The 19,889-nt window shown below is 34.3% G+C and carries 14 protein-coding genes; 10 read left to right on the top strand and 4 right to left on the bottom strand.

The window, feature by feature from the left end; translation table 11 throughout:
* The first annotated feature begins 121 nt into the window (after positions 1–121).
* The 4 genes from ISU00_RS14335 to dnaN all read left to right on the top strand — a co-directional run bounded on the left by ISU00_RS14335 (position 122) and on the right by dnaN (position 4,882).
* Positions 122–955: an SAM hydrolase/SAM-dependent halogenase family protein gene (locus tag ISU00_RS14335; RefSeq protein ID WP_228851357.1), complete on the top strand. Its 834-nt coding sequence runs from the start codon at positions 122–124 to the stop codon at positions 953–955.
* Between the two features lie 3 nt (positions 956–958).
* On the top strand, positions 959–1,255 hold the full coding sequence (locus tag ISU00_RS14330; RefSeq protein ID WP_228851356.1) for a putative quinol monooxygenase: 297 nt from the start codon (positions 959–961) through the stop codon (positions 1,253–1,255).
* A 30-nt stretch (positions 1,256–1,285) separates the two neighbouring features.
* Entirely contained in the window at positions 1,286–3,673 is a 2,388-nt protein-coding gene (gene gldG / locus ISU00_RS14325; protein ID WP_228851355.1) for a gliding motility-associated ABC transporter substrate-binding protein GldG, read from the top strand.
* A gap of 90 nt (positions 3,674–3,763) precedes the next feature.
* Positions 3,764–4,882 carry a DNA polymerase III subunit beta gene (gene dnaN / locus ISU00_RS14320; protein ID WP_228851354.1) on the top strand — a complete coding sequence of 373 codons (1,119 nt, stop codon included), beginning with the start codon at positions 3,764–3,766 and terminating at the stop codon, positions 4,880–4,882.
* A gap of 75 nt (positions 4,883–4,957) precedes the next feature.
* Here dnaN and ISU00_RS14315 read toward each other — a convergent pair whose 3' ends face one another.
* On the bottom strand, positions 4,958–5,296 hold the full coding sequence (locus ISU00_RS14315; RefSeq protein ID WP_228851353.1) for a DUF4870 domain-containing protein: 339 nt from the start codon (positions 5,294–5,296) through the stop codon (positions 4,958–4,960).
* Positions 5,297–5,427: 131 nt separating this feature from the next.
* Positions 5,428–7,455, bottom strand: a complete 2,028-nt coding sequence (locus ISU00_RS14310; RefSeq protein ID WP_228851352.1) for an adenylate/guanylate cyclase domain-containing protein — start codon at positions 7,453–7,455, stop codon at positions 5,428–5,430.
* Positions 7,456–7,568: 113 nt separating this feature from the next.
* Between ISU00_RS14310 and ISU00_RS14305 the strand changes: the two genes are divergently transcribed.
* The 6 genes from ISU00_RS14305 (at position 7,569) to ISU00_RS14280 (ending at position 16,028) form a co-directional block, all read left to right on the top strand.
* Complete coding sequence (locus ISU00_RS14305) at positions 7,569–9,416, top strand: sigma 54-interacting transcriptional regulator (protein ID WP_228851351.1); 1,848 nt, start codon at positions 7,569–7,571, stop codon at positions 9,414–9,416.
* Between the two features lie 181 nt (positions 9,417–9,597).
* A complete protein-coding gene (locus ISU00_RS14300) occupies positions 9,598–10,155 on the top strand; it encodes an OsmC family protein (protein WP_228851350.1) in 558 nt (185 codons plus the stop codon).
* Positions 10,156–10,225: 70 nt separating this feature from the next.
* Positions 10,226–13,327, top strand: coding sequence for a 4Fe-4S binding protein (locus tag ISU00_RS14295; RefSeq protein ID WP_228851349.1), 3,102 nt, complete (start codon positions 10,226–10,228; stop codon positions 13,325–13,327).
* A 126-nt stretch (positions 13,328–13,453) separates the two neighbouring features.
* The gene (locus tag ISU00_RS14290) at positions 13,454–13,996 is read left to right on the top strand and encodes a Crp/Fnr family transcriptional regulator (RefSeq protein WP_228851348.1); all 543 of its coding nucleotides are present in this window, start codon (positions 13,454–13,456) and stop codon (positions 13,994–13,996) included.
* A 66-nt stretch (positions 13,997–14,062) separates the two neighbouring features.
* Positions 14,063–14,716 carry a head GIN domain-containing protein gene (locus ISU00_RS14285; RefSeq protein ID WP_228851347.1) on the top strand — a complete coding sequence of 218 codons (654 nt, stop codon included), beginning with the start codon at positions 14,063–14,065 and terminating at the stop codon, positions 14,714–14,716.
* A 124-nt stretch (positions 14,717–14,840) separates the two neighbouring features.
* Positions 14,841–16,028 (top strand): retropepsin-like aspartic protease, encoded by a 1,188-nt coding sequence (locus tag ISU00_RS14280; protein ID WP_228851346.1) that lies wholly within the window; start codon positions 14,841–14,843, stop codon positions 16,026–16,028.
* 28 nt (positions 16,029–16,056) lie between these two features.
* Here ISU00_RS14280 and ISU00_RS14275 read toward each other — a convergent pair whose 3' ends face one another.
* The gene (locus tag ISU00_RS14275; protein ID WP_228851345.1) at positions 16,057–18,081 is read right to left on the bottom strand and encodes a tetratricopeptide repeat protein; all 2,025 of its coding nucleotides are present in this window, start codon (positions 18,079–18,081) and stop codon (positions 16,057–16,059) included.
* Between the two features lie 126 nt (positions 18,082–18,207).
* Positions 18,208–19,857 carry a solute:sodium symporter family transporter gene (locus ISU00_RS14270; protein ID WP_228851344.1) on the bottom strand — a complete coding sequence of 550 codons (1,650 nt, stop codon included), beginning with the start codon at positions 19,855–19,857 and terminating at the stop codon, positions 18,208–18,210.
* Positions 19,858–19,889 lie beyond the last annotated feature (32 nt).

Raw genomic sequence — 19,889 nt, 5'->3', positions numbered from 1 at the left:
AATCTAAAGGAAAAAAATTAATAGACCGTTGGCGATTTGAATTAATATCCAACATTTTTTTAACAGAATATGGCCCATCAAATTTTGATAACCAACTGATAAATTTTTTGACCGATCTTACATGGCGATTATCACTCTAACTACTGATTTTGGCGAGAAAGATCACTTTGTCGGCGCTGTGAAAGGAGCAATATACAGCGAGCTTGAAGACGCAAAAATTGTTGATATCACCCATTTAGTTTCCCCGTTCAATGTTCCAGAAGCTGCGTATATAATTCAGAATGCTTACAAAAGTTTTCCGAAGGGTTCAATTCATGTTATTGGTATAGATGCGGAGTTGAGCAAAGAGAATAAACACATCGCTCTTTATCTGGATGAACACTATTTTATCTGTGCTAACAATGGTATTATGAGCATGATATGTGCCAATATTGTTCCTTCAAAAATTGTTGAAATCAACATCCATGATCGAATCGAAACAAGTTTTCCAGTTTTAGATGTGTTTGTTAAGGTCGCTTGTCATATTGCCAGAGGAGGAACACTGGAGGTAATCGGTAAACAAATCACACATATAAAACCTATCAAGAATCTTGAACCTTTTGTGAATGATGAAAAAAACCAAATTATAGGTACGGTTATTTACATAGACAATTACGGCAATGTGGTCACCAATATTTCTAGGAAGTTTTTTGAAACAATCCAAAAAACGAGACCTTTTGAAATCTCTGCTAGGAGCTATAAATTCAAAACTATTTATAATAGGTATAGTGATGTTATTAATTTTGATTTGCCAGAGGACAAACGGCATGTTGATGGAAAGGAAATAATTGTGTTTAATTCAGCGGGGTATTTAGAAATTGCTATTTATAAAGGCAATCCAACCACTACTGGTGGGGCTTCAACTTTAATGGGGCTTAAAATAAGAGATACTGTTACTATTAACTTTCAAAAATAGGTGATGTTAGTTAGGATTGTAAAAATGAAGTTTCAAGAGAAAATGGTAGAACAATTTTTGACCGATTTTAATTTGCACAAATATCAAATACGAAATTTTCCAGGTTGCAAATTTTTGGAATTATATAGAGATTTAAACGACCCAACTATTTTTTTTACTTATAGTTATTGGACTGAAGAAGAAGACCTTGAAACGTATCGTAATTCTGAATTATTTAGGTCTGTTTGGACAATCACTAAACCCTTATTTAGCGATAAACCTGAAGCATGGAGTGTTATTAAACATGAAAGTTTATCTTAGCAAACTGATCTTAAAACGTTAGATAGAACTATGTTCGCAATACTTAAAAAAGAAATCCGATCTTTTTTTGCCTCACCTATTGGGTATTTGGTCATAGCCATTTTTCTTTTATTAACTGGTTTAGCAATTTGGGTATTTAAGGGTGAAATGAACATATTAGACAATGGGTTTGCAGACCTTTCGTCCTTTTTCACTTTGGCACCTTGGATTTTCATTTTTCTGGTTCCAGCTATTACAATGAGAAGTTTCGCCGACGAAAAAAAGCAAGGGACACTTGAAATTTTATTAACCAAACCAGTATCGGTAATTAAAATAGTACTCGGTAAGTTTTTTGGATACTTTTTATTGATCCTGCTAGCTTTATTACCAACATTTATATATGTATATAGTGTATACCAATTAGGAAATCCAATTGGAAACTTAGATACAGGTAGTATTATCGGTTCTTATTTTGGCTTGGTTTTTATTGCTGCAGCATATACATCAATTGGTGTTTTCAGCAGCTCTATAACCGACAACCAGATTGTAGCCTTTGTAATTGGTGTATTCTTATGCTTTTTTATGTATTATGGTTTTGAAGGTTTGTCTGAATATAACATTCTGGGGAATTTCCATCCCGAATCCTTAGGCATGGACTACCACTACTCTAGTATTAGTCGCGGTGTATTAGACATAAATGATTTTATCTATTTTTTAAGTATAACAACTTTTTTTGTTTTACTCACCGTACCAATGGTTCGCAATAGGCGAATTCAAAAGAAGGACTATTTGAAAATCAGTGTGGTTTTAATAGGACTTTTAATTTTGAATTACTTAATAGGAACTTTTTTATATGCTCGTTACGATCTTACAAAGGATAAGCGATATACAATTTCGACCGCAACAAGAAACATTGTTAAAGAGATAGAATCACCTTTAGTTATTGATGTTTTTCTTGAAGGTGATTTTCCTTCAGGATTTAGAAAACTCAAAAATGAAACCAAGCAATTGCTTGAAGAATTCAATCTATACAATCGCGATATTATTTTCAATTTTATAGATCCCCTGGAGGATGTATCAACAAGGGAAAGTAATATCGAAAACCTTGTGAAACGAGGCATGCAACCCATGCAAATAAGTGTACAAGAAAATGGGAAATCCTCCCAAGAATTAATGTTTCCTTGGGCATTGGCAAGTTATAATGCTAATACCGTAAAAATTCCTTTGCTTAAAAACAAGATTGGAGCAGGGCAAGAAGAACTCGTTTCTAATTCAATTCAGCATTTAGAATATGCGTTTGCAGATGGTTTCAAAAAACTAATAAGCGAAAGGACTAAAAAAATTGCAATTCTTAAAGGTAACGGACAGCTAAAAGATATTTATTTAACGGATTTTTTAAGTTCCATTAGAGAGCATTACAATATTGCTCCATTTACTCTAGATAGCGTTCAAAATAATCCAGATAGAGTTTTAAGTCAATTGCAAGATTTTGATTTAATAATCTCCGCCAAACCCACAGAAATGTTTACTGAAGAGGAGAAACAAGTTTTAGACCAATTTACCATGAATGGAGGTAAAAGTTTATGGCTAACGGAGTCGATAATTATTGACAAAGACTCCTTATATAATGAATCTGGAACTGCCATTGCAATAATGCGTGATTTAAACCTCAATGACTTTTTCTTTAAATATGGTGTACGGATAAATCCAGAGATTGTTAAGGACATGTATTCTGCCCCTATAACGCTGGCGATGGGGGATGGTAGTGATGCGCAATTCCAACCTCTTCAATGGCCTTACGATCCCTTGGCTGCCAGTAATCCAGCTCACCCTATCACCACCAACCTTAATAGGATTAGGTTTGACTTCGCAAGTCCGATTGATACATTGAAGAATGCCGTCGCAAAAACCATACTTTTAAAAAGTTCCGATTTAAGTGGTTTACAAGGTGTACCGTCGACGGTTACATTAGACATTGTTAAGGAAGAAGCAGATCCTGCACAATTCGTTAAGGGTCCGCAAAATCTTGCCATTTTATTGGAAGGAACATTTACTTCAGTTTATAATAATAGGATTCTGCCATATAAATCTTCAGAGTTTAAAAACGAAAGTATTCCAACTAAAATGATGGTAATCTCTGATGGTGATGTCATAAAAAATGAAGTTGTCAACGGAAAGCCTCAGCAGTTAGGATTCGATAGATGGACTGGGCAACTTTTCGGGAACAAAGAATTTTTATTAAATGCGGTAAACTATTTATTGGATGACGATGGGTTAATTAACATTCGTACCAAAGAAATTGTAATACCTTTTTTAGACAACCAAAAAGTAGCAGAGGAGCGAACCAAATGGCAATTTTTAAATATTGGGCTACCATTGATAATATTGGGCCTTTTTGGCTTTGTATTTAACTATCTTAGAAGACGTCGATATAGCTGACATTTGTTGATAAGTTTGTTTTATATTGCAAGTGTATTAAGATATATTTGTAGCTTAAAGACGTTTGAAAGAGATCCAAATAACGAATAGATGAAATTTATTGTTTCGAGCACCTATTTACTTAAGCAACTTCAGGTTTTAGGTGGCGTTATCAACACAACAAACACCCTTCCAATTCTAGATAATTTTTTATTTGAATTAGATCATTCCAAGCTGACTGTTTCGGCGAGTGATTTGGAAACGACTATGTCTTCAACTATAGAAGTTGAAAGTACAAGTGAAGGTAGTGTGGCACTTCCAGCAAGATTATTGTTGGATACTTTAAAAACATTTCCAGAGCAACCTTTAACCTTTGTGGTAGAAGATAACCATACGGTTGAAATTAGCTCTAATCATGGTAAATATGCCTTGGCGTATGCTGATGGTAATGAATTTCCTAAGTCTGTATCGCTTGAAGATCCAAGTGCTACTGCAATAATGGGTGATATATTGGCCACAGCCATTAGTAAAACCATTTTTGCAGCCGGTAATGATGATTTAAGACCCGTTATGAGTGGAGTGTTTTTCCAATTTTCCACGGAAGGCTTAACATTTGTTTCTACCGACGCCCATAAATTGGTGAAATATACCAGAGAAGATGTTACCGCTAGTCAATCAGCTGAATTTATTATGCCTAAAAAACCTTTAAATCTGCTTAAAGGTATTTTAGCCGGCAGTGATGACGAGGTAAAAGTGGAGTATAATGATAGTAATGCTAGATTTATTTTTGATAATTCGGTGTTGATTTGCAGACTAATAGATGGCAAATATCCAAACTACGAAGCGGTAATCCCGAAAGAAAATCCGAATAAACTAGTAATAGGTCGTACCCAATTTTTAAACTCGGTAAAAAGAGTAAGTATTTTCTCCAATAAAACCACTCATCAAATTCGCTTAAAAATTGCTGGAGCGGAATTAAATATTTCTGCAGAAGATATTGACTATAGCAACAAAGCAGAAGAGCGATTAAGTTGTGAATATCAAGGCGATGATATGCAAATTGGATTTAATTCACGATTCCTAACAGAGATGTTAAACAACTTGAGTTCAGATGATGTACAATTAGAAATGAGCTTGCCTAATCGGGCAGGAATTCTTACTCCAATGGACGGTTTAGACGATGGAGAGCGAATTATCATGCTCGTAATGCCTGTAATGCTTAACAACTAATTCAAATACTATATATTAAAAAACGCTCACTTATTAGGCGGGCGTTTTTTTTTATCTCTTATAACAAACGAATAACTAACTAATAAAATTAAGAGATAAAGGATATTTTGGAGATTCCCCATTACTAGCCTTGATTGCATTGATGATAGGAAACACAAAGGAAATAACTCCGATTATAATCAATAACAATATTCCTAGGCCAAATAAAAGAATTAGGGGAATTGAAATGATAATATAAATTAATAGGCTTAATTGAAAATTTACTATTTCCTTTCCCTGTTCATCCATCTGATAAATTTTCTCCTTTTGTGTGGCCCATAAAACTAATGGGATTATAAGGCTACCAAACCCCAAGACAAAAGTCACTAATTGACTGAGGTGGGTAATAACTATTAATTGATTATCTTCTCTCATGATTTTTTTGATTGACATTCAACAATTTGACGCAATATAAAGATTATCGTTACAACAAAAATCTATAAATTTTCCCAAAAATTAAATTAACCTATTGAATTTCAACAACAAAAAAGAACATTTTATGAACATCAATCAATGCCATGAGCTTTAAGAAGCTCTTCATATTCCTTAGTGTTTTTGTACTCATCAAAATAACTTAGTCTCGAACTGTTGAATTGGATTGATTTGTTTCTAATTGGATTCAAATAATAAAAAACACTGTCTTTTTCCTTTAGGCCAGCAAAGACAACAGCAATATGGTGAGATTTTAATTCATAATCTTCACGTTTTCTAATCGTATCAATAACGCGATATGCATAAGCCTTATCCCCAATTTTAGCTGCGGAATAGCCTAACATTCTATAATAATTGGGATCATTAGCACTTAAGGCCTCTAAAGGCTTTATTACTTTGTTGTAATCACCCGAAGCCATATACAACCGCATTTTTAATCTATTAATTATGAAGGGTTCCATATCATTAAAGTCTTTTTCGATTGTCTCAATTAACTGTTCCGCTTCTGTCCATTTTTCATTGAACGTTAATGCGCTAAAGTAATTAGATGCAGATGCAAACGATAAAGGGTCTAATTGATATGCAATTTTACTTTGGTTAAGCTGCTTTTCAAATTGATTGGTATAATAAAAATAAGTTGCATAATTTCTCCTTGCCGTAACATCATTAGGTGAAAGTTCAATGGCCTTTTCAAATGCTGTTTTAGCAAGTTCAAATTCTTTGGAATGATTATAAAGCATCCCTTTTACGCTATATATTCTTGCAATATTAGGATTAATTAATTCTGCCTTACTAACAAAATCAATAGCCACCTTTGCCAAACTATCTGGTTCAAATTGTCCGTAATATGCCTGTAAAAAAGTCGAATTCGCAATTTCAGCATAGGCTTCAGCATATTGAGGATCTATTTCTATGGCCTTTTTAAAGAACTCTATACTCCTCTTTATGCTTTCCTCATTTCTTTTATCCGCCTCTTGCCTACCTCGCAAAAAATATTGATAGGCCTCCATACTTATGGTAGGAATTACAAAAGTGTTGGTTTCGGAATCTAGGTTTATATTTACTTGAAGGGCTTCAGCAATTTCCTTTGCAACTTCTGATTGTATTTCAAATATATCTGTTAATGTCTTATCGTAATTTTCAGACCAAACATGCTCATCAGTTTGAGCATCAATCAACTGGGCTGTTATTCTAATTTTATCACCATATTTTCTAATGCTACCCTCGACTATATAAGCAACTCCAAGTTCTTTAGCTATATCCGTAATAGTTTTTTGGGTATTCTCATATTGAGAAACCGAAGTTCTAGAAATTACATGCAGGTCTTTATAACGGGATAAATGAGTTAGAATTTCTTCGGTAACACCCTCCCTAAAAATGTCTGAATCTTCATCCGTGCTTAAATTACTAAATGGAAGAACAGCAATTGAACGGTCCTTAATCTCGGATTCCGATGGTCTAATAAGAAAATACATAATAATTGCGGTGGCAACAACCAAAACCAAACTTGAAAGAAACAACCCTAGTCTAGATTTTTTTTGGGTCCTTACAATTTCAGGCAATTGTTTCAGTTTTCCTCTAACTTCATCTGCCTCCGGAACTTCCAAACCCTTATTTGCAATAGCGTACAAGGGGATTGCAGTATCTACATTTTTAAAATCGTACGCATCCAGAAACTTAACTTTAATATGCTGATGTCCCCTTAGTTGGTCGCGTATCTTATCTGATATTAAAATGCTCCCGGCTATACCTGCAGATTCTATCCTAGAGGTAACATTTACTGCATCACCAATTATGTCATGTGAGGTTTGTATAATATCACCAACATGAATCCCTATCCTAATTGGTATTTTAGGTTCAGCTATGTATGCCTTTTGAAGTTCAATAGCACACTCAACTGCTTCTACAGCACTTTCAAAAATACTCAGCGTTCCGTCACCATAATATTGAATCATAGTACCATTAAAGGCCTCTAAAGTGCGCTCAAATGTTTCTCGATGTCTGTTCCTTATTTTTATGGCCAATTGCTCATCTTGTTGCATCAATGCTGTATAACCGACAATGTCGGTAAACATAATGGCCGCTAATTTCCTTTTATCCAACTTACTTTTTTTCCACTCCTAATTTATACAAATAAGATGATAGTTGGATTTTTAAAGAATCTTGTTACATTTAAATAATCCTAATTAACGATTTTTCGTTACTACAAGCGACCATGATTGAATTAAAACCAGAAGAAATTGCTGACTTCTTGAGCAACATTCCCTTTTTTACTGAAGTGGAACAATCTTCATTGATTGAAGTTGCGAATAAATTGGAAACAAATTCATGTTATGGAAACCAATCAATTTTCAAAAAAGGAGATCCGGGTGATTCATTTTACATCATCCACTCAGGAACTATTAAAGTTCATGATGGTGATCATATATTTAATACCCTAAAGGAAGGCGATTGTTTTGGGGAATATACATTAATTGATGAAGGCGTAAGATCGGCAGATGTTACCACACTAGATCGGGCTATTCTTTTCCAGCTTAAGAAAAGTGAGTTTTTAAAATTAATGTCTAAAGATCCTGGTTTAGCCAAAGGAATTTTAGCTGTAATGATCAAACGCCACAGGGATGTGGACGATTTTCAAAATAAACTTGCCAAATCCAAGAAAGAGATTGAAGTGACCAATGCTAAGCTCCAAGGGGTTTTAGACGGTGCGATGGATGGGATTATAATGTATGATTCAAATTTCAGGATAATTGTTGGTAACCAAGCAGCATGCAGCATGTTCGACAATTCTGATATCATTCAAAGAAATATCCTTTTCTTTTTTGATGAAGATAGCGCTGATATAGTTGAAAAGTATACACGGAGATTGATAGACTTAGATAAAAATATATGTCATTCTTACATTCCTAAAATTCTCAAAATTTTAGATTCCCAAAACAACATTTCATATAATGAGGGTACCATTAGCAGATGGAAAACGGAGGAAATGGATTGTTTTACACTAGTATTACGGAACATTGAAGAACGGCTCAAGGCAGAAAACAAAATTGTAGACCTCACTGAAAAATCTGATTATTTAGAAGAAGAAGTAAAAGAATTAACCCAACACTTTGGGATCATTGCGGAACACCCAAAAATGATAGAAGCAATAAATTCGGTAAAAAAGGTAGCTGCTACTGGAGCTACTGTTCTTATTCATGGGGAAACAGGAACAGGAAAAGAACTTATTGCAAGAGCAATTCATCAACAAAGTAGTCGAGCAGATAAGATAATGGTGAAACTGAATTGCGGTGCCATTCCGGGTAATCTAATTGAAAGTGAATTGTTCGGTCATGAAAAGGGCGCTTTTACAGGAGCAACATCTGCTAGGAAAGGTAGGTTTCTATTAGCTGATAAAGGAACTTTGTTTTTAGATGAAATTGGCGAATTGCCTATAGAATTGCAATCTAAACTATTAAGGATTCTTCAGGAAGGAGAGTTTGAACCAGTTGGAAGTTCAACAACTATAAAGGTAGATGTTCGCATAATAGCTGCTACCCACAAAGATCTCTATAAAGAATCCAAAGAAGGTAAATTTAGGGAAGACCTTTATTACAGATTAAATGTTTTCCCCATTTCAGTACCACCATTAAGGGAACGAGGTGATGACATTAACCTCATTGCCCAAGAAATGTTAAACCATTACACCGACAAATTTTCAAAACCTAAAATTACATTAGATAACGATACCAAAACTCTTTTTCTAGCGTATAAATGGCCAGGGAATGTTAGAGAACTTCAAAACCTAATGGAAAGAGCCGCAATTATAGCAGATAATGGATTTGTAAATTGGTCTCAGCTATTACCAACTTCTGAATTAGATCCTATTGGAGAATCTAAAGCCCCGATAAAAATTCTCACCATCAAAGAACTTCAACAAATTGAGAAAGAAAATATTTTAAAAGCACTAAGACAAACTAAGTGGAAAATATCAGGAAAACATGGTGCAGCTGAATTATTAGGTCTTCCATCGACAACATTGGCTTCTAAAATAAAAACCTTGGGGATCGAAAGACCCATTTAATAACGAATTATCGTATTCTAGGATTGATATTTCGTTTAATTACGAAATTTCGTAAATCATTTTATCTTCCAAAATACCACAACAATCTGTTTTTCAATGTTTTAATTGTTTTGGCACGCCATATGCCATATAAGAAGCGTGAACAATCAATAATAATCTTAACAATTTAAAACTCAAAAAAATGATCACAACAGAACAACCAAATGTTAAAAACGGAGTAAACGTTGACCAATTAGTAGAAACCGTAAAATTAGTTCAATCAGATCCATCCATGGGCGATTTCCAATTCAGAGGAAAAACTAATTGGATTGATGGTGGACATTGTGTAACAAGCGTAAAAAGTTTTTACGGTGCAGGACAAGAAGACGAAACTAGAACAGAAACCTTTACAATGGAATGCGACCACGCTCCTGTTTTATTGGGAAATGATGTTGCTGCTAACCCTGCCGAAACTGTATTACATGCTTTAGGTTCTTGTTTAATTGGAGCGATGGCTTATCATGCTGCAGCTCAAGGAATCGATATAGAAAGTATGGAATCTAAATTGGAAGGCGATGTAAATTTACAAGGATTTTTAGGTATAGATCCTGAAGTTAGAAAAGGTTTTAGCGGGATCACTGTGAAATTTAAAGTGAAATCTGATGCAACTGATGAACAGTTAAAAGCATTATCTCAATTCTCTCCTGTTTTTGACATCATATCAAACCCAACTCCAGTAAAAATAGAGTTCGAAAGATAATTAATCAATTATTAAAATTAAGGCTATTTCGAACAGGGATAGCCTTAATTGTATCTAAACCTCAACCAAAATGACACCTTCAAAAATATTAGTTAATGCCAATCAAGCCACCGCTCGGATGGCATACCGATTAAACGAGATTGCATTGATTTATCCTATAACACCTGCTTCCGAAATGGCCGAACTTACGGAACAATGGTCTAGCGAAGGTGTAGAAAATCTTTTTGGAGATGTTCCTGTAGCATTTCAAATGCAGGGTGAAGGTGGAGTTGCCGGAGCCATGCATGGTGCGCTTCAAACAGGATCGCTTACCACTACCTTTACTGCTTCTCAAGGACTATTATTAATGCTACCTAACTTGTATAAAATTGCCGGTCAACTGTTACCAAATGTTATACACGTTGCGACTAGAAGTATAGCTACACATTCTTTATCTGTATTTGGAGATCATAGTGATATTATGGCTGTTAGACAATGTGGCTATGCAATTTTAGGTGGAAATAATCCACAGGAAGCCTATGATTTTGCATTGTTGTCTCAAGTGGCAAGTTTAAGAAGCAGAATTCCATTTATACATTTCTTTGATGGTTTTAGAACCTCTCATGAACTTAACATAGTTGAGATTATAGATGATTCAATCATAAAAAAGTTAATGCCTGAAGATTTGATATATCAGAATTTCGATCGTAGACTTAGTCCGCATAATCCCTCTATTAGAGGTACGGCCCAAGGACCAGAAACATTTTTTGAATCTAGCGAAAGATCCAATTCAGTATTTAACAATGGACCATCTATTATGGCTTCTGTAATGGAACAATTTGAAAAATTAACTGGTAGAATTTATAAACCTTTTCAATATATAGGTCCAGACAATCCCAAGCATGTAATAATTGCAATGGGAAGTGCCTGCGATACAATTGAATGTACGCTGGATCAATTTAATAGAACCAAAGATACCGGTCTTATAAAGGTTAGATTATACAGGCCTTTTGCAACAGAACTATTAATTAAGGAGTTACCAAAAACTTGTAAGACTATTACAGTTTTAGATAGAACTAAAGAAAATGGATCAACAGGCGAACCCTTGTATTTAGATGTTTTTCAATCAGTTAAAGATAACTTCTTTAATAAAGACATTAAGGTGTTTGGTGGCAGATATGGATTATCTTCAAAAGAATTTACCCCAGAAATGGTATTAGCAATTATTGAGAATGCTCGATCAATGTCCCCTAAAAATAAATTCACTATTGGAATAACCGACAATATTTCAAATCTGAGCTTAGGGTATAAGCACATCGACACGAAAAAAAATGATAATTTGTTAGAAATAATCATTGAGGATACCGATAAAAAGCTGACAAAGAACATCCAAGCAGTTTTACTTAATAGCAGGATAAAAAAACATATCCAATCGTATACTGGATGTTCCTACAATAAGGACAAGGTTATTAACCAAACTCATATAAGGTTTTCCAATTCAGCCATTAGATCACCATTTCTAATTTCAAAGGCGGACGTTACCATTTTTGATTCTATTTCGTCATTACAATCAAAATCATCATTGGAAACTATTAAATCTGGTGGGATAATATTAGTATTCTCTGAATTATGCGAAAACATAAATATGAACTTCTCCACTCTACAATATATTGTAGACAATAATATTGAGGTATACTATATAAATAGTGAAGAAAATGGCGAAAGGATTTTGAAAGAGTTGTTTATTGAACTTCAATCTAACCATCGAAACATCCCAAATTTTATTGATCAGAATTATAGAAGAATCACCTTTAAACCAAGTAAAATAAAGTCCATGAACACAAACATTTTTGATAAAAATGCTAGTATCAAGGTAAGTGGTTTACCAATTGACGGAACTTTTGAAACCTTTTCTGATAGAGCTTTGAAAGCCAAAACAGCAGAGTTTATACCTCAATGGAATACTTTGAATTGTGTTGAATGTGGTCTCTGTAGTTTGGTGTGCCCACAAGGGGCATTGAGGATGAAATTGGTCCCAGAAGAAAATGTCTCGGAGTTGCCTAGTTTTTTTCCTTTAAAAAAATTGGAGGATTCTGAACTATCAAAATCAACTGCCCATTTTAGTATTCAAGTTAACCCGGACCAATGCACCTCATGCAATTTTTGTGTGGAGCAATGTCCAACAGAGGCCTTGGAGGCAGTTAATACGGATTTGGTGTACAATCGGGCTAATCAAAATTGGAAACTATTTAAAGGACTTCCTGAAGCTAATAGATCCCTGTTAAATAATTTGAACTTATTTCAACAACAGTTTATGGAACCATTATTTAGGTCACCACAAAGCGAAAAGCGCTGTACTGAATCACAATATATTAAACTTTTAACTCAGCTTTTTGGAGATAGACTGTTAATTGCTAATGCTACTGGATCCAGTTCAATTTTTGGAGGGTCCATAACATCTTTACCTTTTTATACAAACTCAAATGGTGAAGGCCCAGCTTGGGCTAACAGTTTATTTGAAGATAATGCTGAATTCGGTTTTGGATTCCATCTTACCCAAAAATTCCAACTAAATAAAGCAAAACGACTATTGCTTGAAATGATGGATTTTTTGCCGGATGGATTGGTAGCTACCCTACTATTAACCGAACAAAATAGCGAATTGGATAAACAAAAGGTTAAGTTGGCTGTGCGGGAATTAAAATCAATTCTGGGTAAATTAAATTCCTACAAAGCAAAAGCCTTAATTTCCCTTGCAGATGAATTTATCAATAAAGAAATTTGGATTGTTGGTGGTGATGGTTGGGCTTACGATATAGGATTTGGTGGAATAGACCATGTTGTTGCTTCTGGTGAAAATGTAAATATCCTTATCCTGGATAATGAAGGCTATTCAAATACCGGTGGCCAGGCATCCAAAGCAACCCCTGAAGGAAAAAGAGTGAAATTTGCTTATTCAGGAAAAACACAACCGAAAAAAGATTTAGGTGCAATGCTTGCTACCTATCCCAACACACAAATATTGAATGTTTCTCTTTTTGAGAACCCTTCAAAATGTTTAGAGGCTTTGGTAATGGCCTCAAATCATAATGGCCCTACAATAATATTGGCTGATTGTATAGATCGCAAAAAAACTAACGTAAAAGTTTATAATGAAAATGCTCATCAAATGTTAGCGTCTAATAATCATTAAATCGCGATAACCTTTAAAAGTCAATGCCACCTCAAAACAATTTCTAATTAACCTAAACAATTAGGCCACTTAACTCTAATGTAACAAGAGCCCATCTTATCCGTCTTTTAATTATAACAAAGTTAAATGGCTTTTTCAATAGAATTCTTCTTTCAGTCTGGATGCCCAATTGAGTATTCTAAAAATGAATATATTTTAAGGCAAGGAGAAATTTCGGATAAAGTGTTTTTCGTCCAAGAAGGGGTGGTGAGGCATTTTGTCATAGATCTCGATGGAAATGAAAAGACTATTAGAATCTCCAAAGAAAATGATTTCTTTTACTCCTCCAATATTAGTTATTGGACTGGTGAATCTTCCTATATAAATTGCCAAGTCTTATTCCCCTCAAAATTGCTTTTCTGGACAAAGGAAACCTTAGAAAATTTGAGTAAGACACACCCTGGGTTTATTGCTTTTGAATGTGGAAAACTTAAAAGTTTTGCTATTGAAAAACATAAAAAGGAAATTTCTCGCCTCACCAAAAATGCAACGGATCGGCTTAAAGAGTTTAATAGTACACATATTTCTTTATTTAATCGAATACCACACCACATCATCGCTTCTTATTTAGACATGACACCCGAAACCTTATCTCGAGAAAGAGCAAAGCTTAGACAGTTGATTTCTTGATTTAGATCAATGGATTACTAATCTACCCTGTTTAATTTTGTTCAATCAATCATAAAACGTAAAACCATGAAAAATCAATTCTTTTTTTTAATGGCCTTGGCCATGCTAATAATTTGTTCCTGCTCTGTGGATACTATTGAGGGATCTGGTGTTGAATCCACCCAAATTAGAGATGTCCCTACTTTTAATAAAGTTGAAAGTGAAGGTGTATTTGACATAACCATTATCCAAAGCGATTTTCAATCGGTTGAAATTACGGCCGACAATAACATTCTTCATTTGGTAAGAACCAGTGTGCATAATAATATGCTGATATTGAAATTAGATGATGATAACAATTACAGGAATATCAATGTAAAGGCAACAATTTATGTCGAAAATATAAATGAAATTAAAAATTCCGGAAGTGGTAATATTACTGCCATAGATATTTTACAAACCGATAATTTTAAGGTTGAAAACATTGGATCTGGAGACATTACATTGGATGGTGCTGCTGATGGTTTAGCTTTGATTAATGAAGGTTCTGGCGTAGTCCATGCGTTTGATTTTGTGGCAGACAATTGTGATATTAAGATTGACGGAAGTGGCGATTGTGAAGTTTTTTGCAATGAATATTTGAATGTAAAAATTGAAGGTAGCGGAGATCTTTTTTATATTGGAGAACCAATAATCAACTCTAGCATTACTGGATCTGGCAATGTTAAAAGTGCCAACTAAGTTTTACTTTATTTTATGTCCAATGAGGTTCCTATATCTATTATTACTATCAATCATTTTTTCATGTGCCAGGTCGATAAAAAAACCTATAAACACTACTTTCATTACCAATCAATTGGATAGTTTGATTGAAGTTCAGGACTATTTTAAATTAAAAAAATATTTTCTAACCAATAAAAATCTTCTGCCCGAAGAAAATAGCCTCTATTATGAGGCTATTTTACTTAACCGATTTAATAATTTGGCTAGGTCAAACGATCAAATTGAAAAGCTGTTAAGCTTTGAAAATTCAAATCTAAACGACACTCTATTAAATAAAATATACCACACAAAACTGTTAAATCATATCAATCTATATGAGTATAAAAAAGCAGCAGAAGTCTCCGAGTCCATACTGAAAAGGTATCGGTATTTAAATGATTCTTCAAAAATTGAAACTATAGAAAATGAATTTAATATTTGGAAGTCATTAGAGAATATCCGTCCACAGGAAATAATAAAATCTAAAGACACTGATATTCCCTTAACAATAGATAAGGCCACTCTTTTAAATATAGATGTTACCATAAACGGTATTACCAATAATTACATATTTGATACTGGTGCGAATATTTCTGTAATTAAAAAATCCCTCGTTAACGATTTAGGATTAAAACCTATTGAATCTGATTTTTATGTTACTGCATTTACCGGTAAAAAAGTAGATAGTCAATTAGCTATTGCAGAAGAACTAAGTATCGGAGGAATAACTTTTAAGAATGTAGTTTTTTTGGTTTTGAATGATGAAGATATTTCATTTCCTCAATTTGATTACTATATCAATGGAATTATTGGTTTTCCGGTAATTGAGGCAATGGAGGAAATTCGAATTTCGAAAAACAATATTATTTCTACACCATTAACTCCATCTGTTTATAGTTTAAACAATTTTGCTATAGATGGACTTACGCCCATTGTAGCAGTTCAATACAATAAAGATACTTTAAGCTTTGGGTTAGATACAGGGGCGAAAAGCACTTCTCTCTATGCACCTTTTTATCGAAAATATACCAAAAGCATTGAAGACAAATACAAACCACAGACAATAACTTCTGGCAGTGCCGGTGGAACAGTTGATTTTGAAGGTTTTGTTATTGATAGTATTCAATTTACCATTGGAAATTCTATGGCTAGCTTAAATAATATGCAACTACACAAGTCGGACTTCAAAGTGGACATCAACAACTTTTATGGAAATCTTGGTCAAGATTTTATTCAGCAATTTGATGAAATGATTATCAGTTTTAAATACGGATCAATATTTTTCAAATAAAAAGAGTGCCTTTTAAGCACTGAGCCTCCTACTTGTAATAATTGAGAATCAATTTATTGAAAATATTTACATCAGTTAAAATTTGAGGATAATCCATATCTTTTGAAATTAAAATGGTAGGGTTGATTCGTGTACTATCAAGGTAGTAAAGAACACTATCCCGATTTCCAAGCCCAGCGAAGACTGTAGCAATTTCATAATTTTTCATAGGGAAATCTTCCAAAATTTTTATACTGTCTATAACAGTTTTTGCCATAACCGTGTCATTTTTTCTACCGTAGCTATAGCCTAAAGCACCCAACTGCAAACTATCCGTCCAAGCCAATGCCTTGAGATCGGAAATGGCTTGATCAAAATTTTGAGTTCCAATGGCATTTTGTATATAAAGTCTATTAATTTGATTGGTATACTTATTTCCAAATTTTGTTCTGAAATCTTCTAACAGAATTTCAACTTCCTTATACTTTTTATTAACCAATAATGCTTGAGCAAATTTTTGGGCAGTATCAAAAGATAGTGGATCTAATTTATACGCCAAACGGTTCTGTTCAATTTGCTTTTCATATTCATTAACCGTATTAAAATACCTCGCAAATCCTAAACGAATATCAGGATCATTAGGCGCCATACGAATGGCCTTTTCGTAGTTGAAAAAAGCTTCCTGATAATTCTCCTCATAAATACTAATTAGCCCCCTGCACGAATAAATAGTCGCCAACTGATCATTCAATTCCTCAGCCTTATCTAGATAGATTTTGGCAAGTCTAATTACCTCCCTTGGTGTTGCATCTTTGTAAATAATTCTTTCCAAGGTTGAGGAGGCGATTTCAGCATATGCATTTGCGAAGGTTGTGTCTAACCTTATTGCCTTTCCATAATAGTCAATACTTTTACGATTAGCAGTTACCGACTTCTTCAAATTCTCTTGCTGGCCAAGTACATAATTTTCATACGAATCTATATTATCTGTTGGTAGGCCTACAACAGCCTTCATATCATCAAAGGATAAATTAATTTTTAATAAATCAACAATCTCTTTTGCAATTTCTGATTCTACAACCAATAAATCTTCAATCGATCTATAATATGAATTTTCCCAAATAGCTTGGGAGGACTGAACATCTATTACTTGGGCATCGATAGTTAAACTATCGTCATCATAGGTAACATTACCTTCCAAGACATAGGCCACCCCAAGTAAACTGGAGATTTCTGAAATTTTGTTTGAATAATTTAAAACATTGCGGGATGAATAATGAGATATCACCACTAAGTCCTCCAACTTAACCAAATGATCTATTACCGCATCACTTATACCATAACTCATTTTTATTTCTGTTGAGTCTGTTTCGGTGGTTATATCGCGAAATGGCAATACAGCAATAGAATAATCATTTATTATAGGGTCAGAATTTAGCACGTTTAGATAAGCAAAAACAGCGGACATTCCTATTAATGTAGAAAGCGCTATTAGTATATGTGTAAAAGAGGCTTTTCTTTTTTCTTTAGAGGGACTTTCCTTCGCAACTTTAGCATGGATAGCTTCAACATCTGGGGTAACCAAAAAATCATCCTCTAAAGCATAAACCGAAACAACCTCGTCCAACCCCTCGACTTCATAATTTTCAACAAATTCAGAACCATAGCCTTCCAATTTCACGAGTTCTTCATGCACGGGCGAGGTAATTATGACGCTATCCTCTACCCCTATTTTCAAAAGTGAATTGGATAATTTCGCCCAACGGCTTTTTTTCCATTTCGCAACCTTATTCTTTTCTAATGCATGTATAATACAGATCTGCGGAATAAAACTAAACTCAGCTAGCTTTCTTTCTAGTAATAGAACAGCGTCCAAGCATTCTTTAATATTCGAAAATTGAGCGTAGGAATAGCCACTATCAAATACCAGATTGTCAACTTCAAAAGATTTGTACGATTCTTTAACCAATCTCTGATAGGTAGATTCCATAGATTTGGCTAAATCTTCATCCCTAACACTCAGACTGAAATAATCAGCTATTCCTGATACAACTATGTAGACGGGCTCATTCATTCAATTGAATCCTCTTGTACGAATGTATGAAATCGGTTCATTTCAATTATGGTTAAAGAATAAAAATCTTATTCCTAATCACAAAAAAAGGGTGTTATAACACCCTTTTTTTAAACTGCATATAACCTATGAAAAATAAATATAGATTATAATTACAACAATACAGATTCCAAGACCGACTGGTTTAACTAAACGCCATGGTGTAATATCTACCTTCCTTGTATATTCTTGGATATATGGGGTTTCTCTCGGTTTCATTTTACCTATGGCTAACATTATTAAAATATTGGTGATGAAGAGAATGGCCATAACATGTAAAAAATGTGGATATGCCTCAGCCTCCACCAAAGCTAATGTAGCAGCATCGCTTACCCCAGATGCCTCAGCTTCAGCCAAAGCCTTGTCCACGAAATAAGGCTTCATAAAAAATTGACTAATTATATAAAGTAGAGAGCCAGATATAAGTCCAATTTTCGCAGCGATAGCAGGAACACGTTTCGTTAAATAACCTACAACGATAATTGTAAGAATAGGGATACTATAGATACCATTTACTTCTTGAAGATAGGCAAATAAACTACCAGCATTTGCAATAAAAGGAGCGATAAACATTGCCGCCAATGCCAAGAACACTCCAAACATTTTACCATATTTTACGACAGTACGTTCGTCAGCACTTTTATTAATGTGCTGTTTGTAAATATCTATACCGAATAAAGTAACAGAACTATTTAATACACTATTGAAGGAACTGAGAATAGCACCAAATAAAACTGCTGCGAAAAACCCTAATAATGAAGCTGGTAAAACTCGGTTCACCAATCTTGGATATGCTTGATCTGCAACATCTAAATTTCCTTCAAAAATATGCCAAGCGATAATCCCTGGGAGAACTACAATTAGAGGTCCTAAAATCTTGATGAAAGAAGCCAACAACAATCCTTTCTGACCTTCTTTTAAATTTTTTGCTGCCAGTGCCCGTTGAATGATTTGCTGGTTAGTTCCCCAATAAAATAACTGAACTAACATCATTCCGGTGAAAATGGTTGAAAAAGGAACAGAATTAGTAACAGTACCAATAGAATCGAATTTTTCAGGATTGTCTTTAACTAGAGTTGATATTCCATCAAAAAAATTCCCATCACCAATAATCATCAATCCAAAAACAGGGATCATTAAACCTCCAATTAATAAACCGATCGCATTGATTGTATCTGAAACCGCAACAGCCTTTAATCCTCCAAATACAGCATATATAGACCCAACAACTCCAATAAACCAAACACATATCCATAAAGCAGTCGTATCTGAGACATTCAACAATTCAGGGATATTAAACATTCCACTCACTGCTACGGAACCCGAATACAATATAATGGGTAAAAGGACCACGACATAACCAGTTAAAAATAAAGCAGAAGTGATGGTTTTGGTAGAAACATCAAATCGTGTTGCCAAAAATTGGGGTACTGTGGTAAGCCCCTCCTTTAAATAGCGAGGCAATAAAAATATAGCGGTAACCACCATAGCAATTGCCGCCAAAGTTTCCCATGCCATTACTAAAATACCTTCTGTGTAGGCCTGGCCATTTAATCCGACTATTTGCTCCGTAGACAGGTTGGTCAATAATAAAGAACCAGCAATTACACCAGCTGTTAGACTCCTTCCTCCAAGAAAATATCCATCGGAGGTAGATTCATCAGTCTTGCGTGTTGCGAAATAGGAAATAACAGCCACCAAAAGGGTGAAGCCAATAAAGGAGAGAATTTCAATCATTTTAGTTAGTATTGATTAGTGTTGCGCTAAAA

The organism is Aegicerativicinus sediminis, from assembly GCF_015476115.1.
GTDB lineage: Bacteria > Bacteroidota > Bacteroidia > Flavobacteriales > Flavobacteriaceae > Aegicerativicinus > Aegicerativicinus sediminis.
This window is presented reverse-complemented; position numbering and strand designations above follow the sequence as displayed.